The organism is Mesorhizobium yinganensis, assembly GCF_040081985.1.
Lineage (GTDB): Bacteria > Pseudomonadota > Alphaproteobacteria > Rhizobiales > Rhizobiaceae > Kumtagia > Kumtagia yinganensis.
Genome location: NZ_JBEBMH010000015.1, coordinates 108,214 through 127,672, shown reverse-complemented (window position 1 = coordinate 127,672; position 19,459 = coordinate 108,214). Strand labels below are relative to the sequence as shown.

The window sequence follows — 19,459 nt, the reverse complement described above, 5'->3', positions numbered from 1 at the left end:
GTATCGGGCGATTTCGTTGCGGGATGTTCGATCCCGCTCATGCCGGACCCATGCGGCGGTGTCAAATCACGGACGCCGGTTCAGGGTTTTGGCACAAGCTTCTCCGTTGCCAGGCGGCCTTCCGGCCCTGGCTATTTGGAACGGCCCCTACCTCGAAGGGAGGAGCCGGGAGGACTGGCGGCCGCAAACTCGATCATCGGCTAAGGATGTGCTGCCTTCCGGCCGCCCTCGCCAAGGTTGGCGGAAGCCCCTTCGTCCTCCGGAAGGACGTGCCCTTCGCGGCGGTGGGCTGGCGTAGATGTCGATAAGCGCCCCTGGAAGGAACTCTAAGCCGCCGTCCGCGTCTGCTCGCGGCCGCGCCCGCCGCGAACAAGGCGCAGCCTTCGCGACGGTGCCGAGGGCTTGAGGTCGCGTACCGCGTCCTGCAGCCTGCCGAGCAAAAGCTTGCGGTCGCGCAGCGGCTCAAGCGTTTGCCAGGGCATGACCTCGCCGATGCGCGCCTCGACCGACTTTCCGCACAGCCGCGCGAACTCGCGCACCAGCAGCGAAAGCCGGAGCGTCACCGAAAGATTGCCGACGAAGCGCGCGAACTTCCGGTCGCTTTCGGCCAGGTTCATGTATTTGCTGACGAGGTGGAACAGCCGCCCGTTCTGCCCCTCGAAATGGATCGGGACGACCGAAGCCTTGGCATCCTGCACGAGACGGGCAACGAAAATCTTCCAGGGCAGGTCTTCGGCGCGTCCGAGCACTTTTGGCGCCGTCGCCACGCCGCCGGCGGGGAAGATCACGACCGTCACGCCCTCTTTCAGCAGCCGCACCGCCTCGTGGCGCACGGCGAGATTGTTCTTCAGCGCTTCCTTGGTCTCGGAAAAATCGACCGGCAGCGAATACGGCTCCATCTCCGGGATTTTCAGCAGGTCGGCGGCGATCATCACGCGGAACGGCCGGTCGAGCTTTTCGGCGAGCGACAGGATGGCGATGCCGTCGCCGATGCCGAACGGATGGTTGGCGATCATCACCAGCGGCGTGTCCGGCAGTTTTTCCGGCGGCCACGCCTCCTTGTGGCGCACTTCCACGTCGATCAGTTCCAGCAGCCGCGAGAAGCAGCGGCGGCTGCCCCGCTGCACCTCGGCCCGCCAGATGCCATAGAGCGCGGCGTAACGCTTGCGGCCGGAAAGCCCTTCGACGGTGCGGATGACCCAGCGCTTCAGCCGCGGCTGGCCGTCGTTGGAGTAGGACAGTTCGGGAAAGTCGTCCCGACTCTTTGCGCGCGCGGTCATCATTGTGACCGGGCTAATGCAGTGCGATGACACCTGTATGAAGACGCACCCGCGCAGGGCGCGTCTTCAGAGCGGTTTTCAGAGCCTTGTCAAGCCGCTTCGGCCAGCGTGCGGGCGCGGCCCAGGTCCGGCGGGGTCGCCTCTTCGACCAGCGAGGAGACAGCCTCTTCCAGCGTCATCGACTGCTGGTCGCGCGAGCCGAGGCGACGCATGTTGACCGTGTCCTCCTCCGCCTCGCGCCGGCCGCAGACGAGGATGACCGGGACCTTGGCCAGGCTGTGCTCGCGGACCTTATAGTTGATCTTCTCGTTGCGCAGATCGGCGACGGCCGAAAGCCCCGCCCGCTTCAGCCGCGCCACGACTTTCTCTGCGTAGTCGTCGGCGTCCGAGGTGATCGTCGCCACCACCACCTGCTGCGGCGCGAACCACAGCGGCATCTGGCCGGCGTGGCTTTCGATCAGGATGCCGAGGAAACGTTCCAGCGAACCGCAGATGGCGCGATGCACCATGACCGGCTGCTTCTTCTCCGAATCGGAGCCGATGTAGAAGGCGCCGAAACGCTCCGGCAGGTTGAAGTCGACCTGCGTCGTGCCACACTGCCATTCGCGGCCGATGGCGTCCTTCAACGTATACTCGAACTTCGGCCCGTAAAACGTGCCCTCGCCTTCGTTGATGCCGGTCTTGATGCGGTTGTCCTCGCGCGCCATGCGGGCGAGCGCACGTTTCAGGATTTCCTCGGCGTGGTCCCACATGGCGTCGGTGCCGACGCGCTTTTCCGGCCGCGTCGCAAGCTTGACCACGACTTCCTCGAAGCCAAAGTCCTTGTAGACCGACATCATCAGGTCGTTGATCTTGAGGATTTCCGCCTCGAGCTGCTCCTCGGTGCAGAAGATATGCGCGTCGTCCTGCGTGAAGGCGCGGACCCGCATCAGCCCGTGCAGCGCGCCGGACGCCTCGTAGCGGTGCACATTGCCGAATTCGGCAAGCCGGATGGGCAGGTCGCGGTAGGACTTCAAGCCGTGCTTGAAGATCTGCACATGGCCCGGACAGTTCATCGGCTTCAGCGCGAAGACGCGCTGGTCGGCCTCCTCGTCGTCGGGATGGGTGAAGGCATGCGCCGACTTCACCGCGAACATGTTCTCCTGATACCAGCCCCAGTGGCCGGACGTCTCCCACAGGCTCTTGTCGAGCACTTGAGGAGCGTTGACCTCCTGATAGTCGTCGCCGAGGCGCCGGCGCATGTAGGCGATCAGGTTCTGGAACATCTTCCAGCCTTTTGCGTGCCAGAAGACGACGCCGGGCCCCTCCTCCTGGAAATGGAAAAGGTCCATCTCGCGGCCCAGCCGGCGGTGGTCGCGCTTTTCCGCCTCCTCCAGCATGTGGAGGTAATGGTCGAGCTGCGCCTGGTCGGCCCAGGCCGTGCCGTAGATGCGGGTCAGCATGGGATTGTTCGAGTCGCCGCGCCAGTAGGCGCCCGCCACCTTCATCAGCTTGAAGGCATTGCCGATCTGGCCCGTGGAAGCCATATGCGGCCCGCGGCAGAGGTCGAACCAGTCGCCCTGATAGTAGATTTTCAGGTCCTGGTCGTCGGGAATGGCGTCGATCAGCTCGACCTTGTAGGCCTCGCCCTTGTCGCGGAACACTTTTCGCGCATGGTCGCGGTCCCACACCTGCTTGGTGAAGGGCCTGTTGCGCGCGATGATCTCGCGCATCTTCTTCTCGATGACCGGAAAATCCTCCGGCGTGAACGGCGCGTTGCGGGCGAAATCGTAATAGAATCCGTTGTCGATCACCGGCCCGATGGTCACCTGCGTGCCCGGCCACAGTTCCTGAACAGCCTCGGCCAGCACATGGGCGGCATCATGACGGATCAGTTCCAGCGCGCGCGGATCGTCGCGGGTAAGGATCTCGACCTTGCCGGACTTTTGCAGCGGATCGCCGAGATCGCGCACCGTGCCGTCGAGCGCATAGGCCACCGCCTTCTTGGCGAGCGACTTCGAGATCGACTCGGCCAATGCGAGGCCGGTCGTCGCCGCGTCATAATCGCGGACGGAACCATCGGGAAATGCAAGGGAAACGTTGGACATGACTTGCTCCTGCTATCCAGTCCCGCAAACGAGCGCGGGTGGTAAAATGCCGGAAGGCCGGCGGAGCGGTCTTTTAGTGGTGCGGACATCCGGCGTAAAGGGATTTCAAACCGGGCCGGACCCTGCCGGCTGGCGAGCCTCCCCGCAGCGCGATCAGCGGTTCGCCGATGGCTCCAGCGACGCGACCACGCGCCAGATGTCGGACGGGGTAAACGGCTTCTCCACGACCGGCGCTCCGCTCTGCGCCAGGAAGCGGCCAGCGGCCGGCCCGAGCGTGTCGCCCGTCACGAAGACGATGCGCTCGGTCAGTTCCGGCCTGTTTTCCCCGAGCCAGCGATAGAAGGCCGGGCCGTCCGTGTCGGGCATGCGGATATCGCAGAGGATCAGGTCGCAAGGTCCGTCGCCCAGCCTGGAGCGCGCTTCGCGGCCATTCGCGGCCAAGACGCACTGGTAGCCGCGCCGTTCAAGGATTTCGGCCAGCGTCCGGGCTATCTCGGGCTCGTCATCCACCACCAGCGCGTGCCGCTTCTTGACCGGCGGAGGCGCCGGCGCTTGAACCTCATCCGTTGCCGCCTGCGAGGCGGCGGCGCCGCGCGGAAGCCGCAATTCGAAGTGGGCACCACCGAGCGGGCTGCTGTCCAGGAGCCGCAAGGTGCCCCCATGGGCTTCGGCCAGCCCTCGCGAGACGGCGAGACCGATGCCGGTCCCCTCGCCCACCGTCTTGGTGGTGAAGAACGGGTCGAACACCCGGCTGCGTATGGCTTCGGGAACGCCCGGGCCATTGTCCGCGACTGTGATCCAAAGCTGATCGGCGCGGCCATCCTGCCCCGCCGATATACGGATCATGCGTTCGCCATCCCTCGCCTCAAGCGCTTGCTGCGCATTCACCACCAGGTTGAGCAGCACCTGGTGCAACTGGTCCGGGTCGGCTCCGATTGCCGGCAATTCGGCGGGTATGCTGGTCTCGACCCCTATCCCGGCCGTGCGCAAGCCGTAGGCAAGCAGGTCGAGCACCTGCGCGACGACTTCGTTGAGATGGATTTCCCGCCGTTCCGCCCTGCGCTGCCGGGCGATGGCGAGAAAGCTTCGCACGACACGCGCGCAACGTTCGGCGGCCTGCTCAATGGTCTTGGCGCGGCGTTCGATCTCGCGGGGACTTTCGGGATTGGGCCCCGCGAACCCGTCGCACAGCATCGTGGCCTGGCCGAGCACCACGGCCAGCGGGTTGTTCAACTCATGCGCCACGCCCGCGAGCAGCGAGCCCAGGGCCGCCATTTTTTCGGACTGGAACAGGCTCTCACGCTGACGCTCGATCTCGGCCTCGGCGGCCTTGCGGGCGGACAGGTCGCGCAGATGCGCTGTAAACAGCCGCCGCTCGGGCAGCCGTACCTCGGTGATGGTGAGTTCGACCGGAACGGTGCTGCCGTCGCGCCGCATGGCCTCCAGCTCAAGCCTGCGCCCCAGCACGCGCGGAATGCCGGTGCGCATGTAGCGCTCCATGCCGTCGGTATGGAGTTGCCGCATGGCGGGAGGGATGATGAGTTCGGCCAATGGCCGGCCGACCGCCTCGTCCCGCGAATAGCCGAACGTGCTCTGGGCCGCCGGGTTGAACTCCACCACCCGTCCGTCCTCGTCGGAGACGACGATGCAGTCGAGCGAGGAGGCGATCACCGCGGCGCTGACGGCCTCCGTTTCCTGGAGATCGCGAAGGCGCTTGGTGAGGCTCGCAAGTTCCGGCAGCTCCCAGGGGGCTGAACTGCTCATCCGTCCTCGCCAATGCCGGTAAAGATGTAACCTGCGCCTCGAACCGTCTTGATCACCTGCGGCTGGGCGGGATTGCGTTCGACGCGCCGGCGCAGCCTAGTGATGCGTATGTCGACCGCGCGGCTGTCGCCGGCCGCCTCCGCGCCCATCGCCGCGCCGAGTTTCTCGCGCGTCAGCACCCGGTTCGGGTGGCGAGCGAAAATCGAGAGCAGCGCGAAATCGGCTTGGCTGAGCTTGTCGCGGCTGCCATCGGGGCCAACCAGGGCGCGGCCCGCATCGTCGAGTACCATCGCGCCGAACCGCGGACCTTCGACCGACGCGCTCCGCATGTCGGCATCAGGCGGCGCGCTCTGCGTCGATACGGGCAAGGGGCGCCGCAGAACCGCGCGGACACGCGCCAACAATTCCCTCAGATTGAAGGGTTTCGCGACATAGTCGTCCGCGCCGATTTCAAGCCCGACGATACGATCGACAACCTCGTTGGCAGCGGTCAGCATGATGATGCGCACAGGGGCACCCCCACGCAGCCGCCGTGCCACCGAGAACCCGTCTTCGCCGGGCATGTTGACGTCGAGGAGGATAAGGTCGGCCGCTTCCCGCTCCAGTTCGCGGTCCAGTTCGGCGCCATTGAGAACGGTGCGGATCGCGTATCCCGAACGGCCGAGGAACTCGGCGACCATGGCACCGATTTCAGGCTCGTCGTCCACCGCGATAATGCGCCCCCTGCCGTCCATGCCCCTCACCGTCTGCCTTGATTCCTGCATATCCGGTCCCGGCTGGCCCGGCAACTCGGGCCTCATACAAAGCACAGGGCCGGCCCTGTTGGGGCCGGCCCGTCGTCATGTCGAAGTTTTGCTCCGTCAGATGAAGCTGAAATCCGCCTGGGTGAGCTGCGACGCATGCACGTTCAGCAGGAAGACGCTGTCGTCCGTACCGGCAATGCTGATGGTCGTGCCAAGCTGGGTTTCCGTGAAGCTCAGGTCGTCATAGGTCAGATCGTAGAACTGCAGGATGTCCACGCCGTCGGCGAAGTCCTGGATCTTGTCCTGACCGGTCTCGCCCTTGAACACGAAGAAGTCCTGGTCCGCGCCGCCGGTCAGCGTGTCGTTGCCGCCGCGGCCGAACAGCCGGTCGATCCCCATGCCACCCGAGAGCGCATTGTCGGCGCCGTTGCCATAGAGCTTGTCGCCGAAGGCCGAGCCGGCAACGGTCTCGACCGAGGAGAGCTTGTCTCCCTGGGCAAAGCCACCGGCGGCGGTGCCGGCGAAGAGATCGATCTGCACCGCGGCAGTCGAGTTTGCGTAGGACACGGCGTCCCGCCCTTCGCCGCCGCCGAATGTGTCCGAGCCCAGGCTGCCGAAAAGCAGGTCGTTGCCCTTGCCGCCGGCAAAGCTTTCCGACCAATCGGCCCCATAGACCACATCGTCAAAATCCGAGCCAATGACGCCTTCGATGGAAACGATCGTGTCGTTGAGCGCACCCGACCCACCGACCGACTGGTTCGCGAGGTTCACCGATACGCTGCCGGTGGCCCACTCATAGGAGACCTTGTCGATGCCTTCGCCGCCATTCATCAGGTCGCCGCCGGCGCCGCCGTTCAGTATGTCGTTGCCGTTGGCGCCATACAGCTTATCGTTGCCGTAGGACCCGTACAGCGTGTCCTTGCCGTCCATTCCGAACAGGCGGTCGGCCCCGTCGTCGCCCTGCATCACATTGTCGAGCGCGTTGCCGACGCCGATGAAGTCGCTGGCATAGATGTATTCCAGGTTCTCGACATTGGCGCCCAGCGTATAGGAGGAAAGGCCGGTGCGGACTTCGTCGATGCCCGCATCGAAGTGTTCGATCACCTGATCGGAGAGCGAGTCGACATAGTAGACGTCGTCGCCGGCATAGCCGTCCATCGCGTCGTCGCCCTTGCCGCCGTTGAGCACGTCGTTGCCGGCGCCGCCATGCAGCGTGTCGTTGCCGTCCTTGCCGTAGAGACCGTCGTTTCCGTTGCCGCCGGTAAGTATGTTGGCGACGGCATTGCCGCTCAGCATCTTGCCGGTATTGTTGATGATTTCACCGTTTTCGATGTTGTCGCCGAGCGTCCAGTTGGTCCAGGTGCGGATCGTGTCAACGCCGCCGCCCGCAAGTTCCGTGACGATGTCATTGGGCGAGTTCACTTCGTAGATGTCGTTGCCCGTGCCGCCGACCATCTTGTCGTCGCCATTGCCGCCGATGAGCAGATCCTCGCCGATGCCGCCGTTCAGCGTATCGTTGCCGTCGCCGCCGCTGAGCGTCGAGGACCACGAACTGGTGGCGACGATGATGTTGTCGAGGCCGTTGCCGGTGATGGTCACGCCGTAGCCGCCGGAACCCGAATAGAAGACGTTCTCGACATTGCCCTTGACCTGGGCGGCGTTGGCGAGATTGAGCGCCGTGTTGCCGGCAAGCATGATCAGGTCGGGCATGCCATCGCCGCCGGTTTCGTCCACCACGTCGCCGGCATTGTCGACCGTATAGGTGTCGGAGCCGATGCCGCCCTTCATCACGTCGGCACCTGCGCCGCCGTCGAGATTGTCCTTGCCGGCGCCGCCGATCAGCGTGTCTTTGCCCGATCCGCCGGTGAGCACGTTGTCGAGGGAATTGCCGGTGATGGTAGCACCGACGGCCGACTGCACCACGACCTTCTCGATTCCGGCCCCGCCGGTGGACAGGTCGACGCTGTAATTCGCATAGACAATGTCGTAGCCGCTGGCGTCGCCGGTGATGGTGTCGGTCGCGCTCTGCAGGTAGTAGATATCGTCGCCGGCGCCGCCGTCGAACTTGTTTGCACCCGAGCCGCCCCACATCTTGTCGTTGCCGGCGCCGCCGATGAGTTTATCGTTGCCCTCACGGCCGTAGAGTTCGTCGTTTCCGTCCCAGCCGTCCAGAATGTCGTCGCCGGCGCCGCCGTCGAGCTTGTCGTTACCCTCTTCGCCGAAGAGCTGGTCGTGGTCCGCCTCGCCGTAGAGAACGTCGTCGCCTTTGTCGCCGAACATCTGGTCGTTGCCGCTGCCGCCCCACATCTGGTCGTTGCCGATCGCTCCATCGCCCAGATCGTCGTCGCCGCTCATGTAGTCGTGGCCGGCGCCACCCCACAGCTTGTCGTTGCCGTCGTTGCCGACGACCTGATCGTTGCCATCGTCGCCATAAAGTTCATCGTCCCCGGCCCAGCCCCAGACCGAGTCGTTGCCGCCCTTGCCCAGGATCATCTCGTTCAGCGAGTCGCTGCCGACGAGATCGCCTTCGTAGACATGGAAGGGGCCATAGCTCACCCACTCGCCGCCCTGGTCGCTGTCGTTGCCGATGATGATTTTGTCGATTGCCATTTTGGTCTCCATCTCGAGGCGACAACGGCCGCCCCCCTCGTGTTTCGTCGAGCCAGGAATGGCCCGCGTTCGATGGAGACTTTTAGGCACCAAGCGTATCGGCGTTTCTGCGCCGGCTGCGTTGCCGGGTTGCCGATGTTTCAACCTGGAGAGGCGAATGTTTCAGATTGGGAAGGCGGACGTGTTACAAAGGGGACGGTTGGCCCTCGATTGTTTCAACGGCCGGCCACAATGCCTGGAGAAACGCCGGGCCCGCCTGGATCATCGCCGACCGACGTCGCTCTCATTTTCCCGCTTCTTCCCGATTGTCCAGTAGCGCCACGGCGTGAACCATCGATAGCGCGGGGCCAATTGCTCCGGCACATTGTCGATGCCGCTGGTGCCGCCCGGGCCGCAGCGCATCACCCGGAACAGTCCCATCAAGCCACCCGCCCAAAAACCGTGGCGGGCAATCGCCTCATAGGTATATTCCGAACAGGTCGGCAGATGCCGGCAGGAATTGCCGACGAAACCCGACAGCGTCAATTGGTAGAGCCGCACCAAACCGGTGCCAAGCAAACGCCCCGGCGTCTTGCGCCACGGACCCGGCCAGTTGCGGCCCTTGTCCGGACGGCTGTGGCCATGGCTAGGCGGGGTGTGCGGCATCGGGATTATGGCGCGAGGCGATCGACATGTCCCTGAAGATGTCGATCCGCACCGCCCGTCGCAAGTGCGGAGCGAAGGACCGGATGAATATCCGTCGAGCCTAAGAGGCTCTCGGGTTTGAGCCTGTGGCTGCCCGATCGCTCGGAAGCGTTGCCCGCCTCTTTTGCGGCCCGGAGCTTGCCGGTCCCGGGAAGACCTGCCTTGACGGGATCGGCCGCTGCTGAAACGTCACGAGGCGAAGAACATCGCCGAATATTTCCAGATAGCTGTTCATGGCCGGATCTCCTTCCGGCTGCGATTAGACCCCCGCTGGCCTTTCCTCTCAAACGAGTATAATTTCGCGTTCGAATGACTTGAGGTTATGCGAAATGAAACGCGGGCGCCTGCCGCTGACCGCCTTGCGCAGCTTCGAGGCCGCCGGCCGGCACCTGAGCTTCAGCCGTGCCGCCGAGGAGCTTTTCGTCTCACAGGCGGCGATCAGCCGGCAGATCCGGGAGTTGGAAAGCCTGCTCGAAAAGCCGCTGTTCGAGCGCCTGCACCGCAAGGTGGCGCTGACCGAGACCGGAACACACCTGCTGGCCCAACTCACCGCCAGTTTCGACGCCATCGACAATCGGCTTGACGAGATCATCCGGCGACCGGCCCAGCATGTGGTGACCGTGAGTGTCGAGCCCTCTTTCGCGGCCGCCTGGCTGGTGCCGAGGTTGCATCTTTTCAACAGCTTGCGGCCGGACGTCGATGTATCGATCGATGCCAGTGCACGGCTTGCCGATTTCCGCGGACATGCCGTCGACCTGGCGATACGCCACAGTCTCACCGTGAGGTCCTGGCCGCGCACGCAATCGCGACACCTGACCAACTGCGGCAAGATGCCGGTCATGGCGCCGGGTCTTCTGGCCTCCGGTCCGCCCGTCTTGTCGCCGTCGGACCTTTGCCGCCACACGCTGATCCATGAGGACAACCGCGACGGCTGGTCGGACTGGTTCAAGGAGGCTGGCGTCAAAGATATCGAACCACAGCGCGGTCCGATTTATCCCGACGCGGCACTTGCCGCCCAGAGCGCCGCGCTTGGGCACGGCGTCGCGCTCGGCTGCTGGCTGCTGTGCGGACCGGATCTCGAAGCAGGGCGGCTGGTCGCGCCCTTCCCGCGCGAATTTCCCTATGGCGCTTACTGGATTGTCGCGCCCGACTTCGCGAAACTCGGCGCTCCGGCCGCAGCGTTCGCCGGCTGGCTGCTTGCCGAGGTCGCGGAGGAACGTGCCGTCGCCGAGGCGACCTGACGGGCAGCGGCTAAGACGTTGCCTTGAGGAGCGGATTACCGCTCAAAGTCTCGATCATGTGCTGGATGAAGGCGCGCGCCCGAGGCGGCAGCGGTCCGCCCCGGACCCGCAGGCAACAAAAAAGGCCGGCAAAACCGACCTTTCCTGGACATTCGCCTGCCTGCCGGTACATCCATGGTCAGGCCGCGAACGGGTTTCTTATAGGATCGGCACATGACGGCGGCATGAACGCCGCCGGCTAAAAGCGTGGGAATTCAACGGCTGGCGTCGTGGCTCTACAGGCAGACGACACGCACGCGGCCGCCTTCCGCGGTCGCGTCGCTGCAACTGATCCTGCGCGGCAGCTCGTCCGGAAGCTTTGGAAGCAGGCGGGCCGGCTTGCGGGGTGGTGCGGCGCGCACGAATTTTGGCTCCGGCTCCTCGGTCACCGGCGGCGGCGGAGCAGGCGGAAACTCGTAAAGCCGGCTCGGCGGCAGCAGGTCCGTCTTGCGGTATTCCATGCGTGACAAGCCGCCGTCCGAAACCATTTCGGCCGTATAGGAAGGGACGATCGACCCGTCATAATTCCGCGCGCAGCCGGAGGCCGCCATGCAAGCAGCCAGCGACAAGGCGACGCGAGGCGTGGCCCTTAGAATATCCTGCGAAACCCCGTAGTCCAAATCTGTCCCTGTTGTGTCGAAGCCGGTAGGACTTGCAACCTAAAGCATTCAAAGTCCGAGGGAAACCGCCGATCCTTTTTTGCCGCCCTTATGGCGAACAAAGAATAAGCCATGCCGTAAGAGCCTGTGATCGGAGGGCTTCTGTAAAGACCGGAGCCGGTTTCCCAGAATATCTCCAGAATGGAACCGCATGGAATGACATGGCCGCGCCAGCGGTCCCACGACCAGCACGGGTCTGCCTGCCTATCATCGCCGTCAACCCGAAGACATGCAGGAAAATCATGTCATTAGCGGCGGCAACCAGCAAGCGCACGCGCTTTTGGCACGACGCAATGGCATCGCAAACGGATCTTTGGCGCCGAATCCCGGTTTCGAGATACCGGCATACGAGAGGGTATGCCGCGACGACACTGGCGCGAAGCATCCAAGTAAATCCAAAATCTCCACAATGTCGTAATAATTTGCGCGGAAGATGTTCTTTCATGCTTGAAAGGTGTGTCGGGGCACGCATGGGCAGGAAAAAGGGCGAGCTGTCGAACCTGATCCGTGAGAGCGATGCAAAGTCATTGTATCGTGTCCAGATGGAGTTCGCCCACGGAGGCTATATTACGTTCTTTCGTGGAACCGAGATGGTCGAAGGCGGTGGGGCCTCATCCCGCGAGTTTGCCAGCTTCGAAAAGGCGATGAAGTGGTTTCTCGGCCTGCCCACGGGCAACGCCCAGCCCGGAACGGACAGGTCCGCCGCCTAGCGGCCTCTCGAACGCGGCGGCCTCGACCGGGATGCCGCAACGTTAGCCATCTAAAGGCTATGGCCTCCTATCCCTTTATAGGCGATGTTCCACAGCCTGGGACGGCGTAGAGTCTTGCCGGGACGACTGGGAGGAACATCAGCGGCCCAGGCCGCTGGCTCTGCCCTGTACCCACACCCGGAGCCAGCGGCTTTTCCGCCATTGAGGCCTGCGGAAGGTCAGGTCCTTCCCGATGGCCGATGATCCAGCCGGCCAGTCTTCAAACGGCAATGCGGCAAAGGCGGGCCAAATTGCTCGTCGGGGTCGGCCAATGGCAAGAGACAGTGCCGCCTGGCCGAAGAAGTCGCGCGTTCGTCAGACCCGGAGAGACATCAAACATGGCGAGGCATTCCGACGTGCAGACGAACTGACGGAGATCCCCCACCACATGGCTGCGGCAATGAACAACGAAGCCGCTGGTCTTTTGCGGAAGGGGCTCGGGCCCCTCGACGAAACCGTGGCTGTCGCGGACGCCTAATTGCGGCGCTGGGCACGACGCCTGCGCGTCGTCAGCCAGACATAACCGCCTACGGCAACAAGCGCCGGGAGGCCGGTCGCAGCGACCGGGAGTGGAACCGCCAACCCCTTCGAGCCGCCTGGACCCCAGCCGAGACCCGGCGTCGGGCCCCGATCTTCCGGTTGGCCCGCAAGGGCCGGGGCGGCCGCGAAGCAGATGAGGACAACAGCAAAGACCGCTCGAATAACTGGCACGTTAACCTCCTCAACCGGTGAGACCGACAAGCTTAAAGCATTCGGGCCGGCCAAGTTTAGCTATCCGTTCGAGGGCTACGCCTTTTGAGGGAGGCGTGCTCCTTTGTTACCCCGCCGACGGGCCAAATCCGCTCGTCCGGCCGGATCATCCGGCGGTTGTGGACGATCCGTCGGAACGCGCACCGCGTCGTTCCCGCCGACAATCCACGCGCCGGATGTCATCCGCCCGCATCACAGAGTTCGGCCCTAAGGCATGAGAGGATGCGTCCGATGAAGCCTGAAACCAGGAGGCACCAATGGACCTTCAGAATCTCGTCGCCGCGCACCTCTCCAACCGCTTCCGTCCCGTGAAGATGGACGCCGCGGCCGAAGACCGGTACTTCCGGGATCAGGCCATGCTGTCGCACCCTCGGTTTCTCCGGTTGCTGCTGCCGATCACCGCGGTTGCGGGCATTATCCTGCCACTCGTCGGCAGTGTCCTGGCATGAGAAGGCATCATGCTGCGCCCGGCCGACCATGCTATGGTCCGATCCGTTGGATCGGGACTCCCTGATGGACGACAGCGAGGCGGATCGGCAGGCTGTTCTGGCTGTGATCCGGGCCGAGACGGAGGCCTGGCTGCAGCGGGACTTCGAGGCATGGGCGAGCCATTGGGTGCAGTCGCCGCAAACGCGGCGAATGGAAGCCTGGGCCGCGCTCGGCGTGCGCGTCGACGAGGGATGGGACGCGATCGCGGCGCGGATCAGGAAGATCGTGGAGCGATTTCCGGAGAAGCATTCCTTCGCGGGGCGCGTCCGCTGGGAAAAGGTCAACGTCGTCGTCGACGGGAACGTGGCCTGGGCGACCTTCGACCAGATCGGCAGCGACACCGGCGAGGATCGCAAGCGCCAGCTCCGCATTCTTCATCGGGTCGGCGGAGCCTGGAAGATCGGCTGCATGGTGATGATGGAGGGCAGCGCCGAAGAGGCGAACTGCCCATTGATAGAAGTGGACGCCGATGCGCGGGTCCTCTGGACGAACCGGCTGGCGCGGGAGCGGATGCGCAGCCATCCAGGGCTCGTCGTCGCCGCCGGCCGCCTGCGCGCCCGGCGGCGCGAACACGATCCCGGGCTGCGCGAGGCGGTGCGCCTGGCATGCAGCGAATTGCAGAGCCAACGCCCGCTGAACGTGGTGCCGAAGCAGGCCTGGGCGGTGCAGCTCGGCGACGACGCGGCCGGGATGCCGCTTCATTGTTGGGTCCTGCTCGAAGACGGCAAGGCGATGGTGTCCTTCTATGATGGCGACACGCTCGAACGCCGGATCGCGAGTGCGCGGGAGGTTTTCGGACTCTCGCCGGCACAGACCCGGCTCGCCCGCCTGATCGTCGATGGCCAGGAACTCGCGGCCGCCTCCGTTCAGCTCGGGATCAGCGTCAACACGGCGCGCACCCAGTTGCAGCGCATTTTCGACAAGACCGGCGTGCGCAGCCAGGCCGCCTTGGTCCGCTCGCTTTTGAGCGCCGAGGCGCCGACCAAATGACGGCCGCCGGTTCCCCCACCCGTGCGTGACCGCGATCCGTGATGCGCACTTACTGCCGGGACAGCAGGAAGGTGGAAGCGCGGCGGTTGGCGCTACCCCGATTGCCGCATTACAGGAATGAAGCGCGAACCGCCGCAAACACCTCCCGTATCAGTCCGGTGCCAGGGGCAGTTTCAGCAATTGCCCCGAGCCGCGCCTGTTGGCGCGCGATGTGTATCTTTGACGCCACAGCCAGGCATTTTCTCGGCTGCGACAGTCCGGGCCGCCAGTCCAACATGGAAACGTTACCACAGATGCATTATCCGCATTCAATGGAGAAGGGGAGCCAGAAACTCTTAAACCCTTTCCGTCGCGTGATCGAGAGGGGCGCCGTCTCGCGTGGTTATTGTTGCATGCCCGTTCTTTAATTGGTTTCTGGAGGTCAGAAAATGAACATCAAGAGCCTTCTTCTTGGCTCCGCCGCGGCTCTGGTCGCAGTTAGCGGCGCGCGCGCGGCCGATGCGGTCGTGGTTGCCGAGCCGGAACCCGTTGAATACGTTCGGGTCTGCGACGTCTATGGTTCGGGTTTCTTCTACCTGCCCGGCACCGAGACCTGCCTGAAGATCAGCGGTTATGTCCGCGTCGACATCCGCGGCGGTGACTTCTATGGCGTCGAGAGCGCCGCGGGCGACGAAACCTACGACAACCGCGTCCGCTTCCAGTTGCGCACCGACGCCCGCAGCGAGACCGAATACGGCACGCTGCGTGCGTATGCCGCCATCAACTTCAACTATCAGGTGGCTTCCGACACCAGCGGCACTTCCGACTATGACATGGGTGACGGTGTCGAGATCGAGCATGCCTATATTGAGCTCGGCGGCTTCCGCATCGGTAAGACGGACTCCTACTTCTCGACCTTCACCGACTATTCGTCGGGCGTCATGAACGACGGTATCGTCCCCTACGGTCCGTTCGGCACGCTGCAGATCGCCTACACCTACACCGGCGCGAACGGCTTCTCGGCCGGCATCGCGTTGGAACAGGGCGACAATGACGATGCTGTCAACTACACGCTCTTCGATGCTGACGGCGATCCTCTTCCTCAGGAATCTGACGTAAACTCCGGTATCACCGGGGACTATGCTCCGTATGTGGTCGGCGGTCTGTCGTGGACGCAGGATTGGGGCAAGATCGGCGTCGTCGCCGGCTATGACAGCTGGCAGCAGGAAGTCGCAATCAAGGGACGTCTGGACGTCAACATCACCGACACCGCTTCGGTGTTCGTGATGGCCGCCTGGGACTCCGGCGGCGATAGAATCGAAGTCAACGACGACGGTGTAATCACCAGCAACGGCAGCAATTACTACGCTCCTTGGGGTGGCGACTGGGCCGTCTGGGGCGGTACCGCGATCAAGTTCAACGAGAAGGCGACGTTCAACGCCGAAATCGGTTATGACGATTTCGAGGATTTCTCGGTTGCCGCCAACATTGAATACGAATTGGTTCCGGGCTTCGCCATCACGCCGGAAGTCGTCTATGCGGACAATTTCGGCGACGAGACCGAGAACGCCTACGACAACGCCTGGGGCTTCAACCTGCGCTTCCAGCGTAACTTCTGATCGGCTTCACCGATTGGTGCACACAGACCCGGCGGTCGGCCAAGGGCCGCGTCGTCGACTTGTCTTCGACCGTGCCGGCGGAGCTTCGCAGCCACCGGCACGGCGGGCCGAGGAACAGTTTCGGCTCGGGGTCCGTGCCGATGCCGGCAGCTTGTCGTCGCCCAGGTCGACGGACAGCCGCTCCAGCCTCGCTCACTGACGCAAGCATGGGCGAGGATCATCGGCAAGACCAGTCTGCCGACAATCCGGTTCCACGACCTGCGACACACCCGCGCCAGCCAGATGCTGGCCGCCGGCGTCAACCCGAAGATCGCGCGGAACGGCTTGGAGTTTCGACGATCGCCATCACGCTCGATTTGTATTCGCACGTAATGCCAGGAATGCAGGCGAATGCGGCGGAGCAAGTTGACGCGCCGATCAAGAAGGCGGTAAAGCCCCGTAGCTGAAAGGCGTTCGGTAGCAAAATGGCAGCAGCGGCCCGGGACAGCGCGGCGCGAAAGCTAAAAAAGCTAACGAAATCAAGCCTTGGAGGGATGGCCGAGCGGTTTAAGGCACCGGTCTTGAAACGTGGCGCAACCCATCCCTCCCCGTGACTTGAAGTCCCGAATAGCCCGGATTTCTGCGGGATTTGCCGGGATTTGCCGGGATAGTGTACCGCCCTGTTTTGCTCTATCCCTTGCCGTCCGGTGCCAATCCCGGTGCCAATCGGTGCCGATTCACTCAATCAGGATTTCCGCCTCTTTCGAGCTAGGCCGAATGTCCAACTTCTGCCTGACGGCGACGCCGCTATGTTGGGCGCCGGACGGCTGGGAGGAACTTAGTCCAACGGACTTTGACAACCGATCCGGCCGCTGGCCTTGCCCACCCACCCCAAGGCCAGCGGCTCATCGCTTTGACGGCTCGGCCGCAGGAATTTCCTCACGCTACGTCTTTTGTTGCAACCTCGGCTGCTCGGTCGTGCTAGGCTGCTATGTGGTTCGGCACTTAAGCCACCCCGATCGGCTGACTAACCCCAATCAAGCCGGTCGGGACTTTGATCCCCTGAAAATTTCTGTGGCGCTGAATGCCGACGCAGACTGTTGATGTGACAATCGCGGGAACACCCGCGCAAGTGACCGTATCACGACTAGGTGGTGATCGATGGCGCGCGTATGGAGAGTTCTCTGGTAGGGACATCGCTGTCATAGGGCGCAGCCTGGAAAACGCACTGGAACGCTGGCGGGCTGCGGCCTGCGAACCCGGGAGATGACTCGTGAGTTCCGACCGGTTTCACGAAATGAAGGTTCAGCAAGCCCAATGGCTGGCGAAGGAAGCCGCCATCTCCGAACATGAAGCCCTCCAGATAGTCGAGAGGGCTGGCTTTGATCCCATCTCCCTGCGGCGGGAGGCGCGGATGTTCAAACAATCGAAGCGACTAAGACTGTAGAAGCGGTAAGCGGCTCGGGGCGAACCAAACTTCGGGCCTGTGCGAATGACCCTATCCGCAGCAGGTGCCCGGCGATAGGGTACTGCGATGGAAAGCACCGTGTATACCGTCTATCTACCGCCTCATGAAGGATTGCCATATCTGGCAGTTGTTTTGATGCCGAGCGGCTCCGCTACCGCGCGTCCGTTCGACACGGAGAAAGATGCGTCCGCCTACATCCGTTCATTGGCCGCAGGTGGCGCTCACAGCGGCAGCACGCATTAATGTGGTCGGCTACGTCAAATGTTATCGCGGCTAGCACGGATAAGGCGTAGGGTGCTTTCGTCGCCTGTCCTCCCGGCACAAGGCGCTTGGAAGTGAACATCATGCTTTCGCCCTCTCATGAAGGATGGAAAGTCATGACCCTCTACGGAACCGCGAACCCCGAACAGATCGACACTCTTTGCGCGGCGCTTGGGACGTTTTGCGAACTGCATGAAATTACGAACGACGATGATCGTAACGATGCCGCCGAAACTGTGATGTCGGTCTTTGCCCGTGGTATCGACACCTTCGACGGCCTCATGGCCGCCATGGAAGCATCGTCGTTGAACCGACTGCGGCTGGCCGCCTAGCGCTGCTTTCGAAGCATTCGGGCCTCGCGCACTAGCGAGGTCCAGTTTTGCCCGAGCGCTTCCACAAGTTCGCTGGCTTGGGCTCTGGTGATCCCAGTCTCCTTTGCAAGACGCGTTGCCGCCGTTCGCGCTTCGGCGAGCCTTCGGTCTTCGGTATCGGATGACATGGGGAAAATTCCTTGTTCCCTCGACGCCGCAACGGGGCGATGCGGTTCAGGTTCCGCCGCTTGTAAAACAAAAGCCCGGCCACCGAAGCAGCCGGGCTGAGCCTTGGACAACTTGTCCAACCCTAATGCAGCACTGGCCTTTCGTCCTCGCCCTCCACCGGCGCCCGCACGCTGTCGCTCATCGCCTTCAGCAACAGGCGATTGTTCTCGTCGAGGATGACGTTGGCCTGCTTCACGCCGCGCCTGTCGCCGAGCAGGAAACCGAACGCGAACGCCAGGACGATGCCGGCGGCGAATAGGACGTAGGTCATTGCGGCTCCGACACTCCGGCAAGGCGGCACAGCCTGCCGACGAACTGCTGCGAGTTCGCCGAGTCGCAGCAGTCGCTATCGGCAACGAACTGCATCGCGACATCGCTCGGCGTGGATGGTTCGGCGTCGATGATGGCTTGCTGCAATCGCTGGTACGTGGCCAGGATAACTTCCGCCTCAGCTTCGGTCATGCCCGACACATCAGTGTCGCGCGCCTCCTGCCATTGCTGGAACAGTTCGGCGATCGGACTGGGCCTGCGATACCGGCTCAAAGCTTCGATGCTGACGAGACCGAAGCTTCCCCTCGGATGGATTTCCGCAAGCCACGTGTCGCTTGTTCCGAGGTCGGCATGCCAGTCTTGCAACGCCTTCACAAACGGCTTGGCGAGCCTCGTCATCGTCTCGATGGGATATTCCGCGACGGGTGCAGCCTCGACGGTCGATACCCCGGCCACGGCGAGTGGCAACGCCGCCGCACCGCCGGCCAACAGCTTGCGCCGGTTCACGACAACACCGCCTTGCCCGGCGCCGGCACTCCGACAATCCGCGCCGCGTCGGCACAAATGGCAGCCAGTTCACGGCCGGCGCACTCGTATTCCGACCACTTGCTGGCGATGAGCAACTTCGCCAACACGTCTTCGGCAGTCGTCGGCTGCATCGCCATAGCCGCATCATAGACGCGATCGGCAGCATTGGCCTCCGGCGTGCCTTCCACGCAGCCTTGCAGCTTATCTAGAGCCTCGTATGCGGCGCGGGCGTCGCGCAGCAATGAGAGCGAGGTCCGGCGGCGTGGTCTCATTGGCAAGATATCACTGGGCAAGCCTTCGGCGGCTGCCCGAACAGCAGTGTTCGGCATTGAAATACCTCCAGTTGAGAAAATATCAAGCGGAGTGGGTTTAAACTCGCATTGATAACGTGTCAAGCAGAGTTGATAAATTCTCTATTCGAGAGTATATCGCGGCCATGATAACGGCTCAGCAAATCCGTGGCGCGCGTGCAATGCTCGGTCTCACACAGGCCGATCTTGCAAGGGAGGCTGGCATCTCGACAACAGGCCTCAACAACATCGAGAGCGGAAGCAGTGACCCGAAGACGTCGACCTTACGCGCCATCCGCGCCGCCCTTGAAGCGGCCGGCGTCGAGTTCATCCCCGAGAACGGTGGCGGCGCTGGCGTGAGGCTGCGGAAGGGGTGAGACTGACCGGAACAATGTGACCAGTGGGACATTGAGCAAGTACGCTTCCTCCGTCCGTACTGGA

At 63.4% G+C, this 19,459-nt stretch carries 19 protein-coding genes and 1 pseudogene; 9 read left to right on the top strand and 11 right to left on the bottom strand.

The window, feature by feature from the left end; translation table 11 throughout:
• Positions 1 to 326: 326 nt before the first annotated feature.
• The 6 genes from ABMA59_RS23890 to yidD all read right to left on the bottom strand — a co-directional run bounded on the left by ABMA59_RS23890 (position 327) and on the right by yidD (position 9,129).
• A complete protein-coding gene (locus ABMA59_RS23890; RefSeq protein ID WP_349007896.1) occupies positions 327 to 1,283 on the bottom strand; it encodes a lysophospholipid acyltransferase family protein in 957 nt (318 codons plus the stop codon).
• Between the two features lie 86 nt (positions 1,284 to 1,369).
• Positions 1,370 to 3,367, bottom strand: coding sequence for a threonine--tRNA ligase (gene thrS, locus ABMA59_RS23885; protein WP_349007895.1), 1,998 nt, complete (start codon positions 3,365 to 3,367; stop codon positions 1,370 to 1,372).
• A 153-nt stretch (positions 3,368 to 3,520) separates the two neighbouring features.
• The gene (locus tag ABMA59_RS23880) at positions 3,521 to 5,131 is read right to left on the bottom strand and encodes a hybrid sensor histidine kinase/response regulator (RefSeq protein WP_349007894.1); all 1,611 of its coding nucleotides are present in this window, start codon (positions 5,129 to 5,131) and stop codon (positions 3,521 to 3,523) included.
• A complete protein-coding gene (locus tag ABMA59_RS23875) occupies positions 5,128 to 5,895 on the bottom strand; it encodes a response regulator (protein WP_349007893.1) in 768 nt (255 codons plus the stop codon). The genes ABMA59_RS23880 and ABMA59_RS23875 overlap by 4 nt, the downstream gene beginning before the upstream one ends.
• Before the next feature lie 96 nt (positions 5,896 to 5,991).
• On the bottom strand, positions 5,992 to 8,484 hold the full coding sequence (locus tag ABMA59_RS23870) for a calcium-binding protein (RefSeq protein ID WP_349007892.1): 2,493 nt from the start codon (positions 8,482 to 8,484) through the stop codon (positions 5,992 to 5,994).
• 261 nt (positions 8,485 to 8,745) lie between these two features.
• Positions 8,746 to 9,129, bottom strand: a complete 384-nt coding sequence (gene yidD, locus ABMA59_RS23865) for a membrane protein insertion efficiency factor YidD (protein ID WP_349007891.1) — start codon at positions 9,127 to 9,129, stop codon at positions 8,746 to 8,748.
• A 368-nt stretch (positions 9,130 to 9,497) separates the two neighbouring features.
• On the opposite strand from yidD, the gene gcvA reads away from it, so the two are divergent.
• Positions 9,498 to 10,409 (top strand): transcriptional regulator GcvA, encoded by a 912-nt coding sequence (gcvA, locus tag ABMA59_RS23860; protein ID WP_349007890.1) that lies wholly within the window; start codon positions 9,498 to 9,500, stop codon positions 10,407 to 10,409.
• Positions 10,410 to 10,684: 275 nt separating this feature from the next.
• Here the strand turns inward: gcvA and ABMA59_RS23855 are convergent, their stop codons facing one another.
• On the bottom strand, positions 10,685 to 10,999 hold the full coding sequence (locus ABMA59_RS23855; RefSeq protein ID WP_349007889.1) for a hypothetical protein: 315 nt from the start codon (positions 10,997 to 10,999) through the stop codon (positions 10,685 to 10,687).
• A 578-nt stretch (positions 11,000 to 11,577) separates the two neighbouring features.
• Here ABMA59_RS23855 and ABMA59_RS23850 point away from each other — a divergent pair.
• The 5 genes and pseudogenes from ABMA59_RS23850 (at position 11,578) to ABMA59_RS23830 (ending at position 16,055) form a co-directional block, all read left to right on the top strand.
• Positions 11,578 to 11,817: a hypothetical protein gene (locus ABMA59_RS23850; RefSeq protein WP_349007888.1), complete on the top strand. Its 240-nt coding sequence runs from the start codon at positions 11,578 to 11,580 to the stop codon at positions 11,815 to 11,817.
• Between the two features lie 1,046 nt (positions 11,818 to 12,863).
• Complete coding sequence (locus ABMA59_RS23845) at positions 12,864 to 13,055, top strand: hypothetical protein (RefSeq protein ID WP_349007887.1); 192 nt, start codon at positions 12,864 to 12,866, stop codon at positions 13,053 to 13,055.
• Positions 13,056 to 13,064: 9 nt separating this feature from the next.
• Positions 13,065 to 14,085, top strand: a pseudogene (locus ABMA59_RS23840) (LuxR family transcriptional regulator).
• Between the two features lie 428 nt (positions 14,086 to 14,513).
• Entirely contained in the window at positions 14,514 to 15,683 is a 1,170-nt protein-coding gene (locus ABMA59_RS23835; protein ID WP_349007886.1) for a porin, read from the top strand.
• A gap of 12 nt (positions 15,684 to 15,695) precedes the next feature.
• Positions 15,696 to 16,055, top strand: a complete 360-nt coding sequence (locus ABMA59_RS23830; protein WP_349007929.1) for a tyrosine-type recombinase/integrase — start codon at positions 15,696 to 15,698, stop codon at positions 16,053 to 16,055.
• On the opposite strand, the gene ABMA59_RS23825 is transcribed toward ABMA59_RS23830, so the two are convergent.
• Positions 15,982 to 16,407, bottom strand: coding sequence for a hypothetical protein (locus ABMA59_RS23825; protein ID WP_349007885.1), 426 nt, complete (start codon positions 16,405 to 16,407; stop codon positions 15,982 to 15,984). The two genes, ABMA59_RS23830 and ABMA59_RS23825, sit on opposite strands and share 74 nt — an antisense overlap.
• A gap of 528 nt (positions 16,408 to 16,935) precedes the next feature.
• Between ABMA59_RS23825 and ABMA59_RS23820 the strand changes: the two genes are divergently transcribed.
• Positions 16,936 to 17,109: a hypothetical protein gene (locus tag ABMA59_RS23820; protein WP_349007884.1), complete on the top strand. Its 174-nt coding sequence runs from the start codon at positions 16,936 to 16,938 to the stop codon at positions 17,107 to 17,109.
• Positions 17,110 to 17,507: 398 nt separating this feature from the next.
• The gene (locus tag ABMA59_RS23815; protein ID WP_349007883.1) at positions 17,508 to 17,723 is read left to right on the top strand and encodes a hypothetical protein; all 216 of its coding nucleotides are present in this window, start codon (positions 17,508 to 17,510) and stop codon (positions 17,721 to 17,723) included.
• Positions 17,724 to 18,012: 289 nt separating this feature from the next.
• On the opposite strand, the gene ABMA59_RS23810 is transcribed toward ABMA59_RS23815, so the two are convergent.
• From ABMA59_RS23810 to ABMA59_RS23800, 3 genes are read right to left on the bottom strand one after another with little or no spacing between them, the layout of a single operon-like run.
• Positions 18,013 to 18,201 (bottom strand): hypothetical protein, encoded by a 189-nt coding sequence (locus tag ABMA59_RS23810; RefSeq protein ID WP_349007882.1) that lies wholly within the window; start codon positions 18,199 to 18,201, stop codon positions 18,013 to 18,015.
• Entirely contained in the window at positions 18,198 to 18,707 is a 510-nt protein-coding gene (locus tag ABMA59_RS23805) for a hypothetical protein (protein ID WP_349007881.1), read from the bottom strand. Before ABMA59_RS23805 ends, ABMA59_RS23810 begins: the two co-directional genes overlap by 4 nt.
• Positions 18,704 to 19,057 (bottom strand): hypothetical protein, encoded by a 354-nt coding sequence (locus ABMA59_RS23800; RefSeq protein ID WP_349007880.1) that lies wholly within the window; start codon positions 19,055 to 19,057, stop codon positions 18,704 to 18,706. The genes ABMA59_RS23805 and ABMA59_RS23800 overlap by 4 nt, the downstream gene beginning before the upstream one ends.
• Positions 19,058 to 19,164: 107 nt before the next feature.
• On the opposite strand from ABMA59_RS23800, the gene ABMA59_RS23795 reads away from it, so the two are divergent.
• Entirely contained in the window at positions 19,165 to 19,395 is a 231-nt protein-coding gene (locus ABMA59_RS23795) for a helix-turn-helix transcriptional regulator (protein WP_349007879.1), read from the top strand.
• Positions 19,396 to 19,459 lie beyond the last annotated feature (64 nt).